Source organism: Flavobacterium sp., from assembly GCF_050696275.1.
Taxonomy (GTDB): domain Bacteria; phylum Bacteroidota; class Bacteroidia; order Flavobacteriales; family Flavobacteriaceae; genus Flavobacterium.
The window spans coordinates 22,882-42,150 of record NZ_JBOGUT010000028.1 but is presented as its reverse complement, the minus strand read 5'-3'; the positions used below and the strand labels follow the sequence as shown (position 1 = coordinate 42,150).

Here is a 19,269-nt window from a genome sequence, read left to right as displayed (position 1 = left end):
ATATATATGTTATTTTTAATTGTTCTAAATAAATATAATATATTTGCAAATGAAAAATCAAATCTATTTTTATACAATGAAAAAAATCGTTCTACTTATTTTAGCAACAGGCTTTGTCACAATCAGTTATAGCCAAGATAAAAAAACACAAGATGTTAAGTCCATTAAATCGATGTGTGGATGTTATGAAGTAAAGTTCAATTTTGCTGAAACTTTTAAGTATTCAAAAGACACATTAAACTACAAACCATCAAAAACAAAACATGATTACGGATTGGAATGGGTAGAATTAGTAGAAGACCAGCCAAATAAAATTGTCATGCAGCATTTATTGATTGTAGATGACAAAACCATAATCAAACACTGGAGACAAGACTGGTTATTTGAAAACACCAATTTCTACGATTTTTACAAAGACACTAGCTGGAAGTTTAAAAAATTAGCTTCAAATTCTGTAAAAGGACAATGGACACAGAAAGTATATCAGGTTGATGACAGCCCAAGATATGAAGGAACAGCTACTTGGTCACATTACGACGGAAGACATGTATGGGAAAACACAACTGATGCGCCACTGCCAAGAAGAGAGCATACGGTAAGAAAAGATTACAACGTTTTAAAAAGAACCAACGTACACGAAATAACATCTTACGGCTGGATTCACGATCAGGATAATGATAAAATAATCAGGACTGATAATGCTTCAGATGTATTGCTTGCGCAAGAAAAAGGACACGATGTTTATACTAAAGTAGCTGACTCAAAATGTAAAGCAGCACAAGACTGGTGGAAAGAAAACAATCAGCTTTGGAAAAAAGTAAGAGATAAATGGGAAACAGTTTTTTCTCAAAACAAAAACCTGAATTTAGAGAAAACAGTAGACAAGCAACCGCTTTTCATGACTCTTTTCGACTTAAAACCAGACACTTCAAAAGAAGAAATCAATAAAATAATAGATAGTTACATCATAAAATAAAGACAAGATGTGTCAGAAAATTAAATACTTAAACCAGACTCAAAACGGTCTCTTGATCTGTTGTTCTCATTCCGAAAATTACCAACTTTCGTTTAAGAATTTAAATTTTAACCTGACACCGGCTGAACTTGAAAGTTTCGTTACTTTTCTTTTAAAAATTGATGTAGCTTATTGGGAAAAAGAATACGAAAATTCTGTTTTCGAGAAAAAAATTCCCATACCCACATTACAAACCAATTTTATCATACTGATTGACCGGTATGAATTGAGTGAACTTATATGTTTGCTGGATTTTAACGAGAGGAAAGAATACCTAACTTATCGGGATATTAAATATCCGGTAAACTTTAATTGAATTTGTTTGTTTGTTAAAAATCCGTCGAGTTATACTAAATAACAAGACGGATTTTATTTTTTACATTCTTTCAGGAACATTGATTCCTAATAGGCTAAAGGCAGATTTTATAGTATCGCTTACTTTTTTGGACAATTGAACTCTGAATACTTTTTTAGCTAAATCTTCTTCTCCAAGAATGGAAACAGTTTGATAAAACGAATTGTATTCTTTAACCAAATCGTAAGTATAATTTGCAATTAAAGCCGGACTATGGTTAGCCGCCGCATGCTGAATCACTTCAGGATACATTTCAATTTGCTTGATAAGTTCTTTTTCTTTCTCATGCAGTTCAGATATACTGTCTACGTTCAAATCAAAATCTGCTTTACGAAGAATCGATTGAATTCTGGCATACGTATACTGAATGAAAGGACCTGTATTTCCAGCGAAATCAACGGATTCTTCCGGATTAAACATCATTTGTTTTTTAGGATCAACCTTAAGCATATAATATTTCAATGCGCCAAGACCAATAGTTTTGAAAAGCACTTCTTTCTCTTCTTCAGAATAACCTTCCAGTTTTCCTAATTCCTCCGAAATTTGTTGTGCTGTTCCTGTCATTTCTTCCATTAAATCATCAGCATCAACCACGGTTCCTTCACGGGATTTCATTTTACCCGAAGGCAATTCTACCATTCCGTAAGACAGGTGGAATAAATTTTCAGCCCAGTCAAAACCTAATTTCTTGATAATTAAAAACAGAACTTTAAAATGGTAATCCTGTTCGTTTCCTACGGTATAAACCATCCCTCCTACATCTGGCAAATCTTTAGCACGCTGGATTGCAGTTCCAATATCCTGTGTCATATAAACTGCAGTCCCATCGGAACGAAGCACAATTTTTCTATCCAAACCTTCTGCTGTCAGATCAATCCAAACCGAGCCATCAGGATCTTTTTCGAAAATCCCTTTTTCCAATCCAAACTGAACCACTTCTTTTCCTAATAAATAGGTATTGCTTTCGTAGTAATAAGCATCGAAATCGACTCCTAAATTTTTATATGTTATAGCAAATCCATCGTAAACCCATTGGTTCATAGTTTTCCAAAGAGAAACAACTTCTTCATTACCCGCTTCCCATTGGCGCAACATATCTTTTACTTCTTTACCTATTTTAGAATATTTATTAAAATAATCATCTTTAAAATAAGACTTAAACTCTTTTAACACAGAAGTTTCAGAAAAAAAATCTTCTTTATCATCTACTAGTTTAACTTCAGTTGCATCAATTTCATATTTAACATTTTCATTTGGAAACAATTTTTTCCAAAGTGGTGTGTTTTTAAAATTTTCGAGTTCTGATTGTCCTTCTTCAGTGAAAACCCATTCCGAATATTCTTTCTGAAATTCTTTTTCAAATTTAACATAATATTTCCCAACCAATTTATCTCCTTTCAGACCTGAACTTTGTGGTGTTTCTCCATTTCCGAATTTCTGCCAGGCCAGCATCGATTTACAGATATGGATTCCACGGTCATTGATAATCTGGGCTTTGTATACTTTTTTACCCGAAGCTTTGATAATTTCTGCCACCGAATAACCCAAAAGATTATTTCTGACGTGACCTAAATGCAAAGGCTTATTGGTGTTTGGTGAAGAATATTCAACTAAAATTGCCTTTCCATCTTCTTTAGGAGCAACAAATCCGAACTGTTCATTATTTTTAATTCCATTGAAAAAACTCAAATAATAAGTATCAGAAATTACGATATTCAGAAATCCCGCAACTACATTGAACTTTTCAACTTCGTCAACATTTTCAACTAAATACTCTCCTATTTTTGTTCCAATTTCAACTGGATTGCCTTTGATTAATTTCAATAAAGGAAAGATAACCATTGTAATATCTCCTTCAAACTCCCTGCGAGTCACCTGAAATTCTATTTTTTCGAGTGAAACATCAAACAAAGCCAGTACAGCTTTCTCAATTTGGGGTGTTAGAATTTGTGATAGTGTCATGATAATTAATTTTAAGCCTGCAAAGATAAGCTTATTAGCCGAATATGTCAATTTTAGGTCTTTCTTATTAAAATTAAATATAGAATATTAACAATCAAATATTTACATTTCCAAAAAGATTTAAAATAACTTTTCAAATCCAACCTCCTTACTTATTTATTTCGTAAATTTAAGCTACATTTGCCCCCTCAAAAATTTAGCATAAATTCATGAAAAGAACTCTTCTCATTCTTATGTTGGTGGTTAGCCTACCAATTCTTGCTCAATCGATTACGGTAAATACTACTACGTATAGTGAAGAAAACTTAGTAAAAACAGTCTTGGTTAACAGCCCGTGTGTAAACGTAGAGCATGTTAGTTTCAGAACAGGGACAAATTTTGGCTCTTCGAACGGAATAGGTTACTTTCAAAATGCAAATCCAACATTCCCGCTTCAAAACGGGGTTATTTTATCGACTGGAAATGTTTTAAACTCGCCTGGCCCGAATACATCGGAACTAAGCGACGGAAGTATGGCTTGGGATGGTGATTCTGATTTAGAAACAGCTCTTTTAGCCTCCGGCATTACCATCGATTCAAAAAATGCGACTGTTTTAGAGTTTGATTTTACCGCTTTTTCACCAAAATTTAATTTCCAATTTGTTTTCCTTTCCGAAGAATACGGAGCATATCAATGCCTTTTTCAGGATGCTTTTGCGTTTTTACTTACTGATACCTCAAATGGTACTACCCAAAATATCGCTGTTGTACCCGGCACAACAATACCTATTTCGGTACAGACTATTCGAAATAAAATATACAATTCGGGATGTGAATCAGCAAACCCTCAATATTTCGGAAGGTATAATGGCGGTGCATCGGCAGCATCTTCGGCTACGAACTTTAACGGGCAAACAGTTTTAATGAATGCTTCAGCAACATTAACTCCAAATACAACTTATCATATCAAACTTGTAATTGCTGACAAAGAAGACAATGAATTTGACTCTGCTATTTTTCTGGGAGGAGGCAGTTTCGATTTTGGCGAAGATGTTTTAGGTCCTGATCTGACCATTGCTAACAACACTGCGCTTTGTGTTGGTAACACCTATACAATTACTTCAGGATTAGACCCTAACCAGTTTGATTTTGTTTGGAAAGATGAATTTGGTAACCCTATCCCAGGCGAAACCGGACCAGATTTGACTATAAATGCACCTGGCACCTACCTGTTAACTTATTATATCCAAGCAAGCCTTTGTGAAGTGGATACCAATAATATAATAATTGAGTACAATACACAGCTAACCACTCCAAATCCGGAAAATTTATACAAATGCAATACAGGGCTGGCTAATTATACTTTTAATTTATCGTACAACACACCAATCGTAAATCCGACAGGTACTAATCAGGTGAGTTATCACGAATTACAGTCTGAAGCTGAGACAAACACAAATCCCTTGCCTTTAAATTACAGCACTACTGCAGGAAGCCTGCCAAAAACTATCTGGATCAGAATTCAAAATCCTGCAACAAGATGTTATATTACCAAATCTTTTGAATTGCGTCTTGTACCTCCACCGACAGCAGCCCCAACCTGGGATTTTGGCGTATGCGAGAACGTTACTGGAAGCGGGATTGCAGCATTCGATTTGCCATCGCAAAACAATTTGGCATTAAATGGGTCATCAGGTATGATTTTTAGTGTGACTTATTACACCAGTTTATCGGATGCGAATGCTGGTATCAACAATATAAATACAACTACAATATTGAATTCAAGCAATGCGGTAATATATGTTAGGGTTCAAAACATAACAGATCCGGGTTGTTCAAATGTATCTAGTTTAAATCTTGTAGTCGTACCAAATCCAATTGTTCAGGAAATTGCAGACCAATATGTGTGTACAAGCTATACGTTGGGCCATTTGACACAAGGAAATTATTATACAGGTGCCAATGGAACTGGAATACAACTTTTTGAGGGAGATGTCATCACAACCGAACAGCATATTTATGTTTACTTTGAAACCGGAGCTGTGCCAAGCTGTAATTCCGAAACTGATTTTTATGTTTGGCTTGTTGAACCAAGTGATTTATCTCCTGGAGACACTCAATGTGACCGATATATATTACAAGCTGCTCCAATACCAGGATCTCAATATTTTACTCAAGCTGGAGGACCAACGACTCCGGGAAATACAGAATTATTTCCAGGTTATTCTGCTTCTGTAGGAGAAGTAATCCACATCTACTTTACTTCTATGGAAACTCCTCCGTGTATTCTGGAAAGCAGCCTTACTGTGCATATTGATATTACGCCAATTATAACAGGCACATTTCCTAATCTGTTTGACTGTAATCCTATAAATTCATTACCCGCTTTATCCGTTGGAAATTATTATACACAAGATGCTTTAGGAAATTACAATCCGCTTATTCTTCCAATTAATGCAACAACAGATATTTTTGTCTTTGCTGAAAATAACAATTGCCGAACACCAATAATTCACTTCATTGCATTTATCGACCACATCCCAATGTCTAATCAGGATGCATGTGATTCTTATAATTTAGCAGCACCGCCTATTGGTGAATATAGAGATGCTCCAAACGGAGGCGGAAATGTTATTCCTCCTGGGATCATAACACCGCTTGCCGGATCAAATACAAAAAGAATATATTTTCATGTAGTCAGTTCAAATTGTACCGATGACGATTTTTTTGATATCACTTTCCACAGACCATTTATAGCTGATCAGCCTAATTACACCAACTGCGGTAATTATGTTTTACCTGTAAACCCTGATGGCGCTGATTATTATATTTTATCCGGAGGACCATCAGTGACCGGAAATGTGAAACTAACGCCAAACGTAGACTTCATAGCAACAACTACAACAATATATCTTTACAAAGAATCAGCGATTGTTCCAGACTGTTTTACAGAAAAACCTTGGAATATCATAATCAATACCAAACCGGTAATTGACGATTCTGCGGATCAGGTAGTTTGCTATAATTATACTTTATCGCCTTTAACAAACGGTAATTATTATGACGATCCAATGGGTGTGAATCCAATTACGGATCCATTTATTGATATAACCGATTTAAATGCTAACGATGATTTAGCAGATAGTGCCAAGATAATTTATATCTATGCAGCAAACCCTAATGATCCGGCGAATTGCTTCACACAGAGTACGTTCAAAATCTCGATTGATGGGATTGAAGCGATTGATTTAGGCAATCAAACAGCTTGTGACACCTATACACTTCCCGTTTTACCGGCGCAAAATCACTATTATACATTATCCGGAGGGCCAACAACTCCTGGTAATATTGAATTGATAACAGCAGTTCAAAGAACATTTACTTCATCAACAACCTCTCCTATTTATATTTACAGAGAAACGAGCAATCACTTGAATTGTCAAGATGAAAACCAAGTCAATATCACCATAAATCACTCTGTTACAGCTTTTCAGCCGACAGTAATCAGTGCGTGCGATACTTTTGCAGAAAACGATGGAATATTTCAATTTAACTTAACGCAAAGAGAATCTCAAGTTTTAGGAACTCAAACTCCTGCATCGGATTATTCTTTTAGTTATTATACTTCTTTGGCTGATGCCAATAATCCTTTGGCAACACCAATTGCTAATCCAACGACTTATCAGAATGATACAGCACTTAATGATAGTGTTTGGGTAAGAATCAGCAACAATAACAATGTCCCAATAAATTCGTGTTTTGGAGTAGTTGAATTACAACTGATTGTAAAACTATTACCAAACCCTGTTTTATTACCGCAATATTTAATTTGTAATGATTATGAAACCGGAACATTAATAAACCCTGTTTTATTAGATCCCGGAATTCCTTCTGCTAATCATACTTTCGAATGGACTTTAGCTCCAAGTCCAACAGTTATTAGTACAAGTACAAACCATTTAGCCATAGTTGACGGCGTTTATACTGTAAAAGTGACTGACACCTCTACGGGTTGTTTCAAAGAAGTAACAACTACCGTAACTAAATACGCACCATATATAGAAATTGTTTATAGCGACGCATTTGTACTTCCTTCTTATATCACAATAAATATTTTAGGTTCGGGTTCAGGAAATTACGAATATCAATTAGATGAGTCTCCGTTTCAGGACAGCAATGTTTTTTATGATGTCAGTCCGGGAGAACACATTGTTACTGTAAGAGATAAAGATGGTAAATGCTCGCCTGCTCCTGCAACAGCAATAATTATAAACTATCCCAAATTTTTCACTCCAAATGGAGATGGATACCATGAAACTTGGAATATTCCAAATTTAAAGCCTTTAAACCCGAACGCTCCAATATTTATTTTTGACAGGCATGGAAAACTAATTAAGCAAATCACTCCGTCATCACATGGCTGGGATGGAACTTTTAATGGTAAGCCACTCCCTTCAACTGATTATTGGTTTACAGTTGATTACTTCGAAAAAGGAGCTTCAAAAACATTCAAAGCTCACTTTAGTCTCAAAAGATAAATAACAAATGTATATTTTAAAAAAGCCGTCCTGTCAAAAAATAGGGCGGTTTTTTTATTTTTTTCCGATGTTAAACATTTCTTAAAATTGTAACAATCCCTTAAAAGGATAGTCTACTAAACACCCAATCATCAATCAGAGTCAAATAAACAAACAAACAATCAGTATGAAACTCAAACTTTTACTCATTTGCATATTAGCGCAATTTGTTAGTATGCACGCCCAAACGTCGGCACCAAATAATTTTATAAACCCCGGCAGTATTACCGGAAAAATAGTCGACAAAAAAACCAACGAACCAATTCCTTATGCTACAGTTACGGTAAAGGATGCCGGAAAAGTAGTTTCCGGAGCAATTTCTAAAGAAAACGGAACATTTACAGTTGGTAATTTAGAATTAAAAAACTTCACTATTGAAGTCCAGTTCATGGGATATAAGAAATACGAAGGTAATTTCAATTTATCCTCAGAAAACAAATCAATGTCGCTTAAAACTATTGCTCTTGAAGAAGAGGCAACGCAACTGGAAGGAGTTTCGGTTGTCAGAGACCGTACAACTATTGAGCAAAAAATAGACAGAAAAGTGGTTACTGTAGGAAAAGACATAGTGGCATCAGGAACCAATGCTTCGGAAATTTTAAACAATATTCCAACCGTTAGTATTGATCCGCAAACCAAAGAATTAAGCTTAAGAGGAAATTCTAATGTTCGTGTGTTGATTGACGGAAAACCATCAAATGTTGATGCAGCTCAATTATTACAGCAAATTCCTTCGGCATCTATCAAACAAATTGAATTAATCACCAACCCTTCAGCAAAATACAATCCGGAGGGAATGAGTGGAATTATCAATATCATTTTGCACAAAAATGCAAATATTGGTTTCAATGGCTCAATAAACACTGGAGTAACTTTTGGTAAAACACCTAAATCAAACTCTGCCTTAAACCTTAATTACAAAGTTGGAAAAGTGAATTTTTATACTAATTATGGTTTCAATCATGGTATAAATGCTAATCACGGTTATGTAAACAGTTCAAATCCCGGATTGGAAAACCTTCAGAATTTTGAGTTTAAGACTTTGAGCAACTCGCATTTAGTGAAATTTGGTATTGATTACTATATCAACGATAAGAACACTTTCTCGGTTTATACCAATCAAAGTTTAAATCATAGTAAAGGAACAGGGAAAACAATCGTTGATTATTCCGGAAATGCGAATAACGATAGTTATCAGTTTTTCAGAAATAATAATAAAAATGATTCACAGACCTATGATGTGGCTTTTAAACATAATTTCGACAAAAAAGATGAAATTCTGGAAGTTGAAGTAAATTATTCTAAAACCAAAAATAGCGAAGACACTCATTATGATGACAGTGCTAATGAATTTAATGGAAATTTATTTTCGGATTCTCAAACAAGAAATCTTATCAAAGGTGTAACTGATTATACACAGATAAACATCGATTATACAAATCCTCTAACTGAAAAAACAAAATTAGAATTGGGTGCTGAAACCAGAATTCAAACCACAAAAAACAATTTTAATTCCGGTGAAGTTGGAAATGAGTATGTAACTCCATATGATTTTAGCGAAAATGCTGACAATCGTTTTACTTTTAACAGAAATATCAGTGCTGTTTATGCAAATTACAGCAAAGAATGGAACAGTAAGTGGAGTACACAGATAGGTCTTAGAATGGAATATTATGATATTACCGGTGATTTTTCGAAAAATGAAACGAGATTCAAATCGGATGATGTTCCTCAAAACACAAGTGTAAATGAGAAAGACAAAGTAACAGATGACATCTTCACTTTTTATCCATCTGCTTTTGTAACCTATACTTTGAACGAAAAAAACTCTTTCAATTTTAATTATTCAAGAAGAGTTGACAGACCAAGTATTGGTCAAATCAGCCCTATTAGAGAATGGACAACTCCTTTGATCGAATCTAGAGGAAACCCTTCTTTAGAACCTCAGTTTACAAATTCATTTGAAGTAAATTACACTCGCACCATGAAATTAGGAACCGTTACAACTGGAGTGTTTTACAGAAGAATTAATGATGAAATTTCGAGAGTTATTTTTAATGATCCGAATGATCCTTCTAACAATCGTAAGATTCTTTCTTTTGATAATTTCAATGACAACAATGCTTATGGTATAGAAGCTTCTGCAAATTTAAAATTCACAAAATGGTGGTCAGCTAACGCAAGTGCCGATGCCTATTTTAAGACTGTCAGAGGAACGATACAAAATGTAACCAGCAATGCATTGGAAAATGCTGAAATTGATGTTACTTCTTTCAATGCAAGAATCAACAATACTTTCACAGCTACTTCAAAATTAAAATTCCAATTATTCGGAATGTACAGAGGGCGTGATTTAAGTCTTCAGTTTGAAAGGAAAGCAATGTACAAAGCTGATGTTGGTTTGACTTACAGCGTATTGAAAGGTAAAGGAACAGTAACTACACGTTTGAATGATATCTTCGATACTATGCATTTTGCTTTCGACGGAAATATCCCTTACAGACAGTATGGTGCTTTTTATTGGGAAAACCAGACGCTTTATGTTGGATTCAACTACGTATTTGGTGGTGGAAAAAACAGAGCATTACAGCGTAAACAACGTGATGCAAACGAAACCCAAGGCGGCGGCGGTGGATTATTATAACAAACTAAAAAAGCTCCATAATATTATGGAGCTTTTTTAGTTCTGTTGTTATAAACAAATCAGATTACCATTTTATAATGACACTTCCCCAGGTAAATCCTGAACCGAAAGCAGCAAGAACTACTGTATCCCCATCCTTAATTTTTCCTTTTTCCCAAGCTTCTGTTAATGCAATAGGAATAGATGCTGCAGTGGTATTTCCGTAATCCATAATGTTGTTGTATACCTGATCATCGGTCAATTTGAACTTTTGCTGGATAAATTGTGAAATTCTCAAATTAGCCTGATGAGGAATCAACATATCAATATCCGAAACCTGTAAATTATTAGCTTCCAAACCTTCATTAATTACTTCGCTAAAACGAACAACTGCATTTTTAAATACAAACTGTCCATTCATGTACGGAAAATAGCTCTCATCATCCGGATCAGCATCAGCAATAATATCAGTTACCCAACGTTGTCCCATTCCTGGCGCTTTAACAATCAGTTCTTCGGCATGCAATCCTTCAGCATGTAAATGCGTTGACAAAATTCCTTTGGTTAAATCCTCTTCTCTGCTCAAAACCGCGGCTCCGGCTCCATCACCAAAAATCACAGAAACACTACGTCCTCTGCTAGTCATATCTAATCCCGTAGAATGTACTTCGGAACCAATAACCAAAATATTTTTATACATTCCTGTTTTGATATATTGGTCAGCTATCGAAACTGCATACACAAAACCAGAACATTGATTACGAACATCAAGTGCTCCAACCGTTCTTAAACCAAGATCACGCTGTACTGAGACACCTGGTCCTGGGAAATAATAATCCGGGCTTAGCGTTGCAAAGATCACAAAATCGATGTCTTCTTTAGCAACTCCAGAACGTTTAATGGCAATTTCTGCTGCTTTAACTCCCATAGAGGTTGTCGTATCTTCACCTCTAATAATATGACGACGTTGCTTTATACCTGTTCTCTCCTGAATCCACTCATCATTAGTATCAATAATTTTCGACAAATCATCGTTTGTCACGATATTCTCCGGCACATAATAACCTAAACCAGTTATTTTAGAATGAAACATATTTTACGTTTTTAATTAAAAATGAATTGCAAATTTACATTTACAACAAAACAATACAATACAAGTTACTGTTTTTTTCTGATTAAACAATTTTTATGGGATTATCCTAATGCTATTTAATCATTAAAGTTACTTCCTGATTGAATTCCAATTCTTGATCATGCTCGAAGAAAATCACTTTTTTATCCAAAACTGATTTTATAAGATAATGACTACCTTTAAGATAGCATTGTTTTACAATTACTCTCAACAAACCATTTTCAACAACTATAAGCTGATGTGGATAAATTAAAATAGTTTCATCTTCTCCTTCCACAAAAGTTAACTGTGATAATTGCAATTCGTTTACTTCACCATACAAAGAAGCCACATATTTATTTAACGGATAATTGTAAATTTCACTGGAAATACCTTTTTCAAGAATTCTTCCGTCTTTCAGAATAATGGTTTCATCACTATAAGAAAGTGCGTCAGTACTATCATGAGTAGCTGTAATAACTGTAATTCCTTTCGCTTTTAAATAGGCAAACAAATTCCTGCGAAGTGCATTTTTTCTAAAATTGTCAATATGGCTGAAAGGTTCATCAAGTAATAAAACCTCTGGTTCTAAAGCTAAAACCCTGGCAATAGCTACACGCTGTTGTTGTCCACCACTCAGAAACTGTGCTTTCACATCAGCATATTGAGTCATTTCAACTATTTCGAGCAACTCCTGAATATGTTGTTTTTTCTCTTCAGGATAAAAATTAGAAAGAAACTTACCTACATTTTCCGCAACGGTGATATAAGGCATTAAGTCAAAATCCTGCGCCAGATATTTCATAAAAGGCATTCCCGGGACCAGGTTAAATTTCGGTCCTAAAATTTCGGTTTCGTTCCAAAAAATACTGCCTTCATCAATATCATACAAACCGTAAATCAGTTTAAGCAATGTGCTTTTCCCACAACCACTTTCACCTAAAACAGCTATGTTTTGGCCTTTTGCAATCGAAAAATCTACATTTTCAATAACTGGATTTTCGGTATATCCGAAGGTAATATTTTTAACTTGAAGCATGCTATAATTTTAGAACGACAAAACTACGAAGTTTATTTAAAAACAAAAAAGCTGTTCCTAAGAAGAAACAGCTTTTTATTTATTTATATCGTAACGAAATCTTAATTTCCAGCTTCTTTTTTAGCGTCTTGCACCATTTTATCATTTGCCGTAATAGCAAATTCCACTCTTCGGTTTTGTGATTTACCTTCAGCCGTTTCGTTTGAAGCAATAGGATCAGCTTCTCCTAAACCTGTTGTGGTAAAACGAGAATTTGCCAAGCCTTTACCAGACAGATAACTTCTTACAGATGCAGCTCTCTGATCTGATAATTTCAAATTATAATCGTCAGCACCTGAACTGTCAGTATAACCGTAAATTTGAATATTAGTGTCAGGATATTCATTGAAAACAGGCACTAATTTATCCAAGTTTGCTTTAGCGGCAGGAGTTAAAGTTGATTTATTAGTATCAAAACGTATAGAATTTTCACCCAATGTAAGCTTAATACCTTCTCCTACTCTCTCTACCTGAGCTCCTGGTAATGTTTCACTTATCTTTCTGGCTTGTTTGTCCATTTTGTTACCAATCATTCCACCGGCAACTCCACCTACTACACCTCCAAGAACTGCACCAAGCGCACCATTACCTCCTTTTCCTATATTATTTCCCAGAACACCGCCCAAAACAGCACCGCCCACTGCACCAATTACAGCACCACGTTGTGTATTATTTGAATTTTTAACCGCCTCACAACTGGTTAAAACCGTTCCTAAAAGAAGTACTACCGAAAGTATATATACAATTGACTTTTTCATAACAATATTTTTTTAGTTAGTTTTTCTGAATTGGTAAACAACATTGGTTAATTTACCACCAATATTAATGTTGTCAAGTAACTTGAATGATTCCATTGTCTGGTCATCTACTTTTAAAATATAACCTACCTGCTGTTGTTTTGCTTTCATTCCTTCGGCCAAAAATTTTAAAACAAATTGACCGTCTTTATTCACATACCATTTAATTGGCGAGCTAAAACCAGGGCAGCCAACTTGTGTCAGAGCCATTTCACCTGAATCATTATTGGAAATAAATTTCCATGTACTTCCTTCAAAACATTTTGCATCTGCAATATCAAAAGATTTAACTTTAAACATATCCGACCCTGGATAAGTAACGGAAACTATAGTCCAATTTCCTTTAATAGCTACTTGAGACCTCCTATCTACGGAAGTACTTGCAGCGGGTGCTGGAGTCTTACACGAAACAGCCAAAATAACTAACGTAAATACTAAAATTATCTTTTTCATAGTATAAAATTTATTGATATTCTTACAAAAATACGAATTTTGGATACATAAACTCTAATAAAATCGGAATATTACCTCAAGAAAAACAAAAAAACAGATGCGCCAATTTGTCATTTTTGTAACAATTGGTATCTTATTTGAAAGAAAGAAATCATCAAATTAAACTTAAAATCAAGATACTATGACAACAGGAAAAATTAATGTTTCGGTAGAAAACATCTTTCCCTTAATCAAGAAATTTTTATATAGCGATCACGAAATCTTTTTACGCGAATTGATTTCAAACGGTACAGACGCTACATTAAAATTAAAACACCTAACCAGCATTGGGGAAACCAAAGTAGAATATGGCAATCCAATTATCGAAGTAAAAATCGATAAAGAAGGCAAAAAACTACACATCATTGATCAGGGATTGGGGATGACTGCTGATGAAGTAGAAAAATACATCAACCAGGTAGCCTTTTCAGGTGCTGAAGAGTTTTTGGAAAAATACAAAGATTCTGCCAAAGATTCAGGAATCATCGGTCATTTCGGATTGGGTTTTTATTCTGCATTCATGGTAGCTTCTAAAGTGGAAATTATTACGAAATCCTTCAAAGAAGAACCGGCAGCACACTGGACTTGTGATGGCAGTCCTGAATTTACTTTGGAACCTGCTGACAAAACGACTCGCGGAACTGAAATCATCCTGCATATTGCTGACGATTCTTTAGAATTCCTGGAAGACTTCAAAATCAACGAATTACTAAATAAGTACAATAAATTCATGCCTATTCCGATTAAATTCGGAACCAGAAAAGAGAAAATAGAACAGAAAAAAGGAGAATTTGTTGAAACAGAAGACAAAGACAACATTTTTACTGAAGTAGAAGTTGATAACATCATCAATAATCCTAATCCGGCATGGACAAAGCAACCAACCGAATTAAGTGATGAAGATTACAGAAGTTTCTACCGCGAATTGTACCCGATGCAGTTTGAAGAACCTCTTTTCAATATTCATTTGAATGTAGACTACCCATTCAACCTGACAGGAATTTTATACTTTCCTAAGCTGGGTTCTGACATTCAAATTCAAAAAGATAAAATTCAATTGTTCCAAAATCAGGTCTATGTTACCGATAACGTGGAAGGAATTGTCCCTGAATTCTTAATGATGTTAAAAGGAGTTGTTGATTCTCCGGATATTCCTTTAAATGTTTCCCGTTCCGGATTGCAGGCAGACAGTGAAGTCAAAAAAATATCAAACTACATTACCCGTAAAGTAGCTGATAAATTAAAATCATTGTTTAACGAAAACCGTGAGGACTTCGAGAAAAAATGGAATGACATTAAAATCGTATTAGAGTACGGAATGCTTTCAGAACCGAAGTTCTATGAAAAAGCAGGTGCTTTTGTATTGTATCCAACAGTTGATGGGAACTATTTCACTTTAGAAGAATTAAAGGAAAAAATCAAAGCCAACCAAACTGACAAAGACGGAAAGTTAATTGTTTTATACGCAGGAAACCAGGACGCACAACACAGTTACATTGACATTGCCAAGGAAAAAGGTTATGAAGTGTTATTATTGGATTCACCAATTATCTCTCATTTAATTCAAAAATTAGAAGCAGATAACGAAAATCTGACTTTCACTCGTGTAGATTCTGATCACATCGATAATTTAATCCGTAAAGAAGAAGCTGCTATTTCTAAATTATCTGAAGAAGAACAAAATAGCTTAAAAACTGTTTTGGAAAATCTTGTACCAAAACAAAATTATTCGGTACAACTGGAAGCTTTAGACAGTAATGCTGCTCCATTTATCATTACACAGCCTGAATTTTTGCGTCGTATGAAAGAAATGAGTCAGTCCGGAGGCGGTGGAATGTTTGGAATGGGCAATATGCCGGAAATGTACAATCTGGTTGTAAATACCAATTCTAATCTGGCCTCAACAATTTTAAACACAAAAGAAGAATCAGCTCAGGAAGGTTTGGTTAAACAAGCTCTGGACTTAGCTAAATTATCTCAAAACCTGTTAAAAGGTGAAGAGTTAACTGCTTTTGTAAAAAGAAGTTTTGAACTGATTAAATAAGGCATTCGCCAAAGAATTAAAAATTAAAACCTGTGGGGCTTCTGCTCACAGGTTTTTTTTATGGGCATCAATCGCTAAACTTTCACATTCCTTACTGAAAAACCATACTGAAAAAAGGGAAATACCTTGTTAAAAAAAGGGGAAATACCCTGTTTAGCTATTTAATTTATAATCAAACCTTTACATAATAGAAATTCGAATTAAACCAACCTTTTGAAATCTTATAAAATTAGGTATAAAGTATGTCCTTTAATAAGAATAAAAACAATTAAAAAATAAATTATGAGACATTATTATTTTATCTTCTGTTCTGTTGTTATTGCATTATTTGCAAATAGTTGTGCAGTAATTCCAACTTGTCCAAGCTCACGCATGCCGCTAGTTGAAATACAAGTCAACAATACAGAATCGAACCACGACGATTATATTGGAACATCAGGATTTATCCAATGTAGAGCAAGAATCACTAACTTCAACAAAGATTTTGGAAGCGGTTTGCAGTTTCCAGGAGGAGTTGAAGTAGAATTCCGAAATAAGAGATTAAGCAGTGATTTAATTATTTCTTCAACAAACTCAGGCTCCAGCACATCATTTTTTGCCACTTTACCAGGCAATGGCGGTTGGCTCAACTTTTTTATAAAAGGGAGCAGTTTATCTGTTGCAGACAAATCAAGCATAATAGAAATGGCAACTGCAGGAGCAACATGTAATGAGGTTGTAATAGCGCGAAAAGGATTAATGGTAAGTAATTCCCCTGGCCCTATTCCTAATACACGTCCACAAGTAACCATAGAAGTAGGCAGCATTACCACTATTGACGATTATATAGCCTGGAATCCTGTTTCCTGCAGAATGAAATGGTTAAATCCCAGTGCACCTGGCGCAACCCTTAATGTTACAGTCCAAAATATGCCTTCCTTAAATAGGCTACGATTTGCAACTGGAACCCTTGCTGCAGGTACAACCGCGACAGATGTAACTTCAAACCTTACATTAAGTGGTGATGGTTCTTGGGTAAGTTTTAAAATTGCCGGCAATCAAAATAATCCAAGTGCAGAAGATAAAGATGCCGTATTTGAAGTTTTACAAGGACCTGATTTATTAACTCGTGAAGCCGTAATGGTCAGAATCAGAAAGAATGCCAACTCTCTATCAACAAATGAACGTGATAGGTATTTAGAAGCATTAAGAGAAATACATCAAACGTATAATTTCTACGAATTATTTAAAAACTCTCATAGTGGTAATGCCGCAGGCTTTGATGTTATAGCGCATAGACAAGCTCATGTTGGCTCTGCATTTTTACCTTGGCACAGGGCTTTTATGCTGCATATTGAACGTTTATTACAATCAAGCGATCCTAGTGTTGCACTACCCTACTGGCATTTTGACATTTCATCACCAAATATGTTCAATGCTGATTTCATGGGAGCTAACCCAACTTTAGTTGGTGCCACACAAGCAATTATAAATCCTTCAAATCCAATAAGTACTTGGCAAATAACCGGTCAGGCAGCAGGTATTAGAAGAAAAACACCTTATGGCAACAATGGAATTCCTAGTAGTGTAATGGGAACAGGTACAGGAGTGGCCACAGAAATGGCAACATTTGCTCTTGGTGCCAACTATTCCAGTTTTAAAGGAATGGAAGGAACAACCCACAATGGTGCTCACAATAATTCCGGTAATAATGGAGTTTCCTGGATAGGTGGTAGCCCGCATATTGCTCCGCAAGATCCTTTGTTTTATTTTCTACATGGAAATATTGAACGATTATGGGCAAAATGGCAATGGTTAAATAATCGTTTTGATGCCACGCAAAGCAGCACTTACGATTTACAAGGCGGTCATTCAAACAGTCCTTCATCACCTCCTGTATTTACTGTAGATCCTGGAAACCCAAATAGGATTACTTCAAACAGGACTTTTGGACAATATGTAGATGATTCTTTATGGCCATGGGACAATAAAACCGGCGTATCACAAGGAACAGGAACATTAGCCAGACCAACAACTGCTCCGCTTACTCCTTATCCAATTGTAGTTGGAGGTTTTTTCCCGGGTGCACAACCTACTGTTAAAACCACAATTGATTTCAGATTGCTTAACTTTGGGTATGATGATTTTTATCCTTATTAATAAATTTTAAAATTTAAATAAATGAAAACATATATAATATTGACACTATTACTTTTTAGTTCCGCAGTTGTTTTTCCACAACAAACTAAAAGAGATTCTATACTTAGAAATGTAGAAGAATATAAAGGCAGAGTATTTAAAGATGCCACTGTTTTTATTAATAATTCAAACCCGGCCGAACAGCGGATAAAAGCGATTCAAAAACATGCTATCATTTATGATGAACAGCAAAAAATGCTATTTAAACGTATTGTGCTTTCTGAAAATGAAAATCCTGTAATAAGGGCTTTAGCATTAAACAAGATTTATAATGAGGCTGATAAAGATGCTGAATTTTTTAATCAGATAGTTAATTGGTTTTCCAATTCGCGAACACCTAAGCCACTAAGAGATGAAACTTTAGGTTTAATTGGTAATCTTTCTTTTTCTTCTATGCCGGGAATATTGGATGCGTATCATAAAATGGTTGAAGATCCCGACCTTGTTTATAGAGAATTCGCCTTTAACAAACTGGTACTAAACGGAGATACAAAAGCTCAGCAATTACTGATTAGAGGCTTAGAAGATTCCAATGCAAGACCTTTAGATGTTCTTACTTCTATCAGAATCCTTTCATCTGCACCTAAAAAAGATTTTTATCCGGTTGTTTATAAGATAATGCAGGAAACAAAAAATGAAGAGGAACGCTTATTAGCTATTCAGACTTTAGGAGGGTATCCGACGGCAAAAGACAAATTAAAATCTATTTTTCTTTCCAGAGAAGAGAAATCGAAATTCAGAGAAAGTGCATTGATTGCCTTTTATAATTATAATAAAAGGGAAACCGTTAATTATTTAACAGAGATTTTAAATGATCCTTCTGCTTCTTCTGATTTGAAAATTATTGCTGTTCAACTTGCGATAAATGAAAGAAAAGCAATTACCTACAGAAAAAAAGCAAAAAGAGCGGACACGCTGGACAATTTAATCCGGGAAATAGCAAACAGCAAAAATGATTCTGAAAGAGAATTAGTAGCCATCTCGAAGAAATATTTGCTGCTGGTAAGACCCACTTTTTAAAACTGTTATGAAAAAGCCATACTTGTTATTAATCTGCT

At 35.0% G+C, this 19,269-nt stretch carries 11 protein-coding genes and 2 pseudogenes; 7 read left to right on the top strand and 6 right to left on the bottom strand.

The annotated features are described in order from the left end of the window. Positions 1 to 76 precede the first annotated feature (76 nt). On the top strand, positions 77 to 976 hold the full coding sequence (locus ACRDEC_RS13475) for a DUF6607 family protein (protein ID WP_431498881.1): 900 nt from the start codon (positions 77 to 79) through the stop codon (positions 974 to 976). A gap of 7 nt (positions 977 to 983) precedes the next feature. Next, positions 984 to 1,331 (top strand): DUF6686 family protein, encoded by a 348-nt coding sequence (locus tag ACRDEC_RS13470; RefSeq protein WP_431498880.1) that lies wholly within the window; start codon positions 984 to 986, stop codon positions 1,329 to 1,331. Between the two features lie 60 nt (positions 1,332 to 1,391). Here the strand turns inward: ACRDEC_RS13470 and argS (ACRDEC_RS13465) are convergent. Beyond that, positions 1,392 to 2,582: pseudogene (gene argS, locus ACRDEC_RS13465) on the bottom strand (arginine--tRNA ligase); the annotation flags it as partial. Between the two features lie 63 nt (positions 2,583 to 2,645). Then, positions 2,646 to 3,332, bottom strand: a pseudogene (gene argS / locus ACRDEC_RS13460) (arginine--tRNA ligase); the annotation flags it as partial. 209 nt (positions 3,333 to 3,541) lie between these two features. Between argS (ACRDEC_RS13460) and ACRDEC_RS13455 the strand changes: the two are divergent. Together ACRDEC_RS13455 and ACRDEC_RS13450 are read left to right on the top strand one after the other, a co-directional pair. After that, positions 3,542 to 7,849 carry a choice-of-anchor L domain-containing protein gene (locus ACRDEC_RS13455; RefSeq protein ID WP_431498879.1) on the top strand — a complete coding sequence of 1,436 codons (4,308 nt, stop codon included), beginning with the start codon at positions 3,542 to 3,544 and terminating at the stop codon, positions 7,847 to 7,849. 166 nt (positions 7,850 to 8,015) lie between these two features. Beyond that, a complete protein-coding gene (locus ACRDEC_RS13450; RefSeq protein ID WP_431498878.1) occupies positions 8,016 to 10,532 on the top strand; it encodes a TonB-dependent receptor domain-containing protein in 2,517 nt (838 codons plus the stop codon). A 64-nt stretch (positions 10,533 to 10,596) separates the two neighbouring features. On the opposite strand, the gene ACRDEC_RS13445 is transcribed toward ACRDEC_RS13450, so the two are convergent. The 4 genes from ACRDEC_RS13445 to ACRDEC_RS13430 all read right to left on the bottom strand — a co-directional run bounded on the left by ACRDEC_RS13445 (position 10,597) and on the right by ACRDEC_RS13430 (position 13,950). Next, entirely contained in the window at positions 10,597 to 11,604 is a 1,008-nt protein-coding gene (locus ACRDEC_RS13445; RefSeq protein WP_431498877.1) for a 3-oxoacyl-ACP synthase III family protein, read from the bottom strand. A gap of 112 nt (positions 11,605 to 11,716) precedes the next feature. Further along, a complete protein-coding gene (locus ACRDEC_RS13440; protein WP_431498876.1) occupies positions 11,717 to 12,661 on the bottom strand; it encodes an ABC transporter ATP-binding protein in 945 nt (314 codons plus the stop codon). 101 nt (positions 12,662 to 12,762) lie between these two features. Beyond that, positions 12,763 to 13,458: an OmpA family protein gene (locus tag ACRDEC_RS13435; RefSeq protein ID WP_431498875.1), complete on the bottom strand. Its 696-nt coding sequence runs from the start codon at positions 13,456 to 13,458 to the stop codon at positions 12,763 to 12,765. A 12-nt stretch (positions 13,459 to 13,470) separates the two neighbouring features. After that, positions 13,471 to 13,950, bottom strand: coding sequence for a lipocalin family protein (locus tag ACRDEC_RS13430; protein ID WP_431498874.1), 480 nt, complete (start codon positions 13,948 to 13,950; stop codon positions 13,471 to 13,473). Between the two features lie 181 nt (positions 13,951 to 14,131). Between ACRDEC_RS13430 and htpG the strand changes: the two genes are divergently transcribed. From htpG to ACRDEC_RS13415, 3 genes are all read left to right on the top strand, one after another. After that, entirely contained in the window at positions 14,132 to 16,033 is a 1,902-nt protein-coding gene (gene htpG / locus ACRDEC_RS13425) for a molecular chaperone HtpG (protein ID WP_431498873.1), read from the top strand. Between the two features lie 282 nt (positions 16,034 to 16,315). Continuing rightward, positions 16,316 to 18,172 (top strand): tyrosinase family protein, encoded by a 1,857-nt coding sequence (locus ACRDEC_RS13420; RefSeq protein WP_431498872.1) that lies wholly within the window; start codon positions 16,316 to 16,318, stop codon positions 18,170 to 18,172. 21 nt (positions 18,173 to 18,193) lie between these two features. Beyond that, on the top strand, positions 18,194 to 19,231 hold the full coding sequence (locus ACRDEC_RS13415; RefSeq protein WP_431498871.1) for a hypothetical protein: 1,038 nt from the start codon (positions 18,194 to 18,196) through the stop codon (positions 19,229 to 19,231). The last annotated feature ends 38 nt before the right edge of the window (positions 19,232 to 19,269 follow it).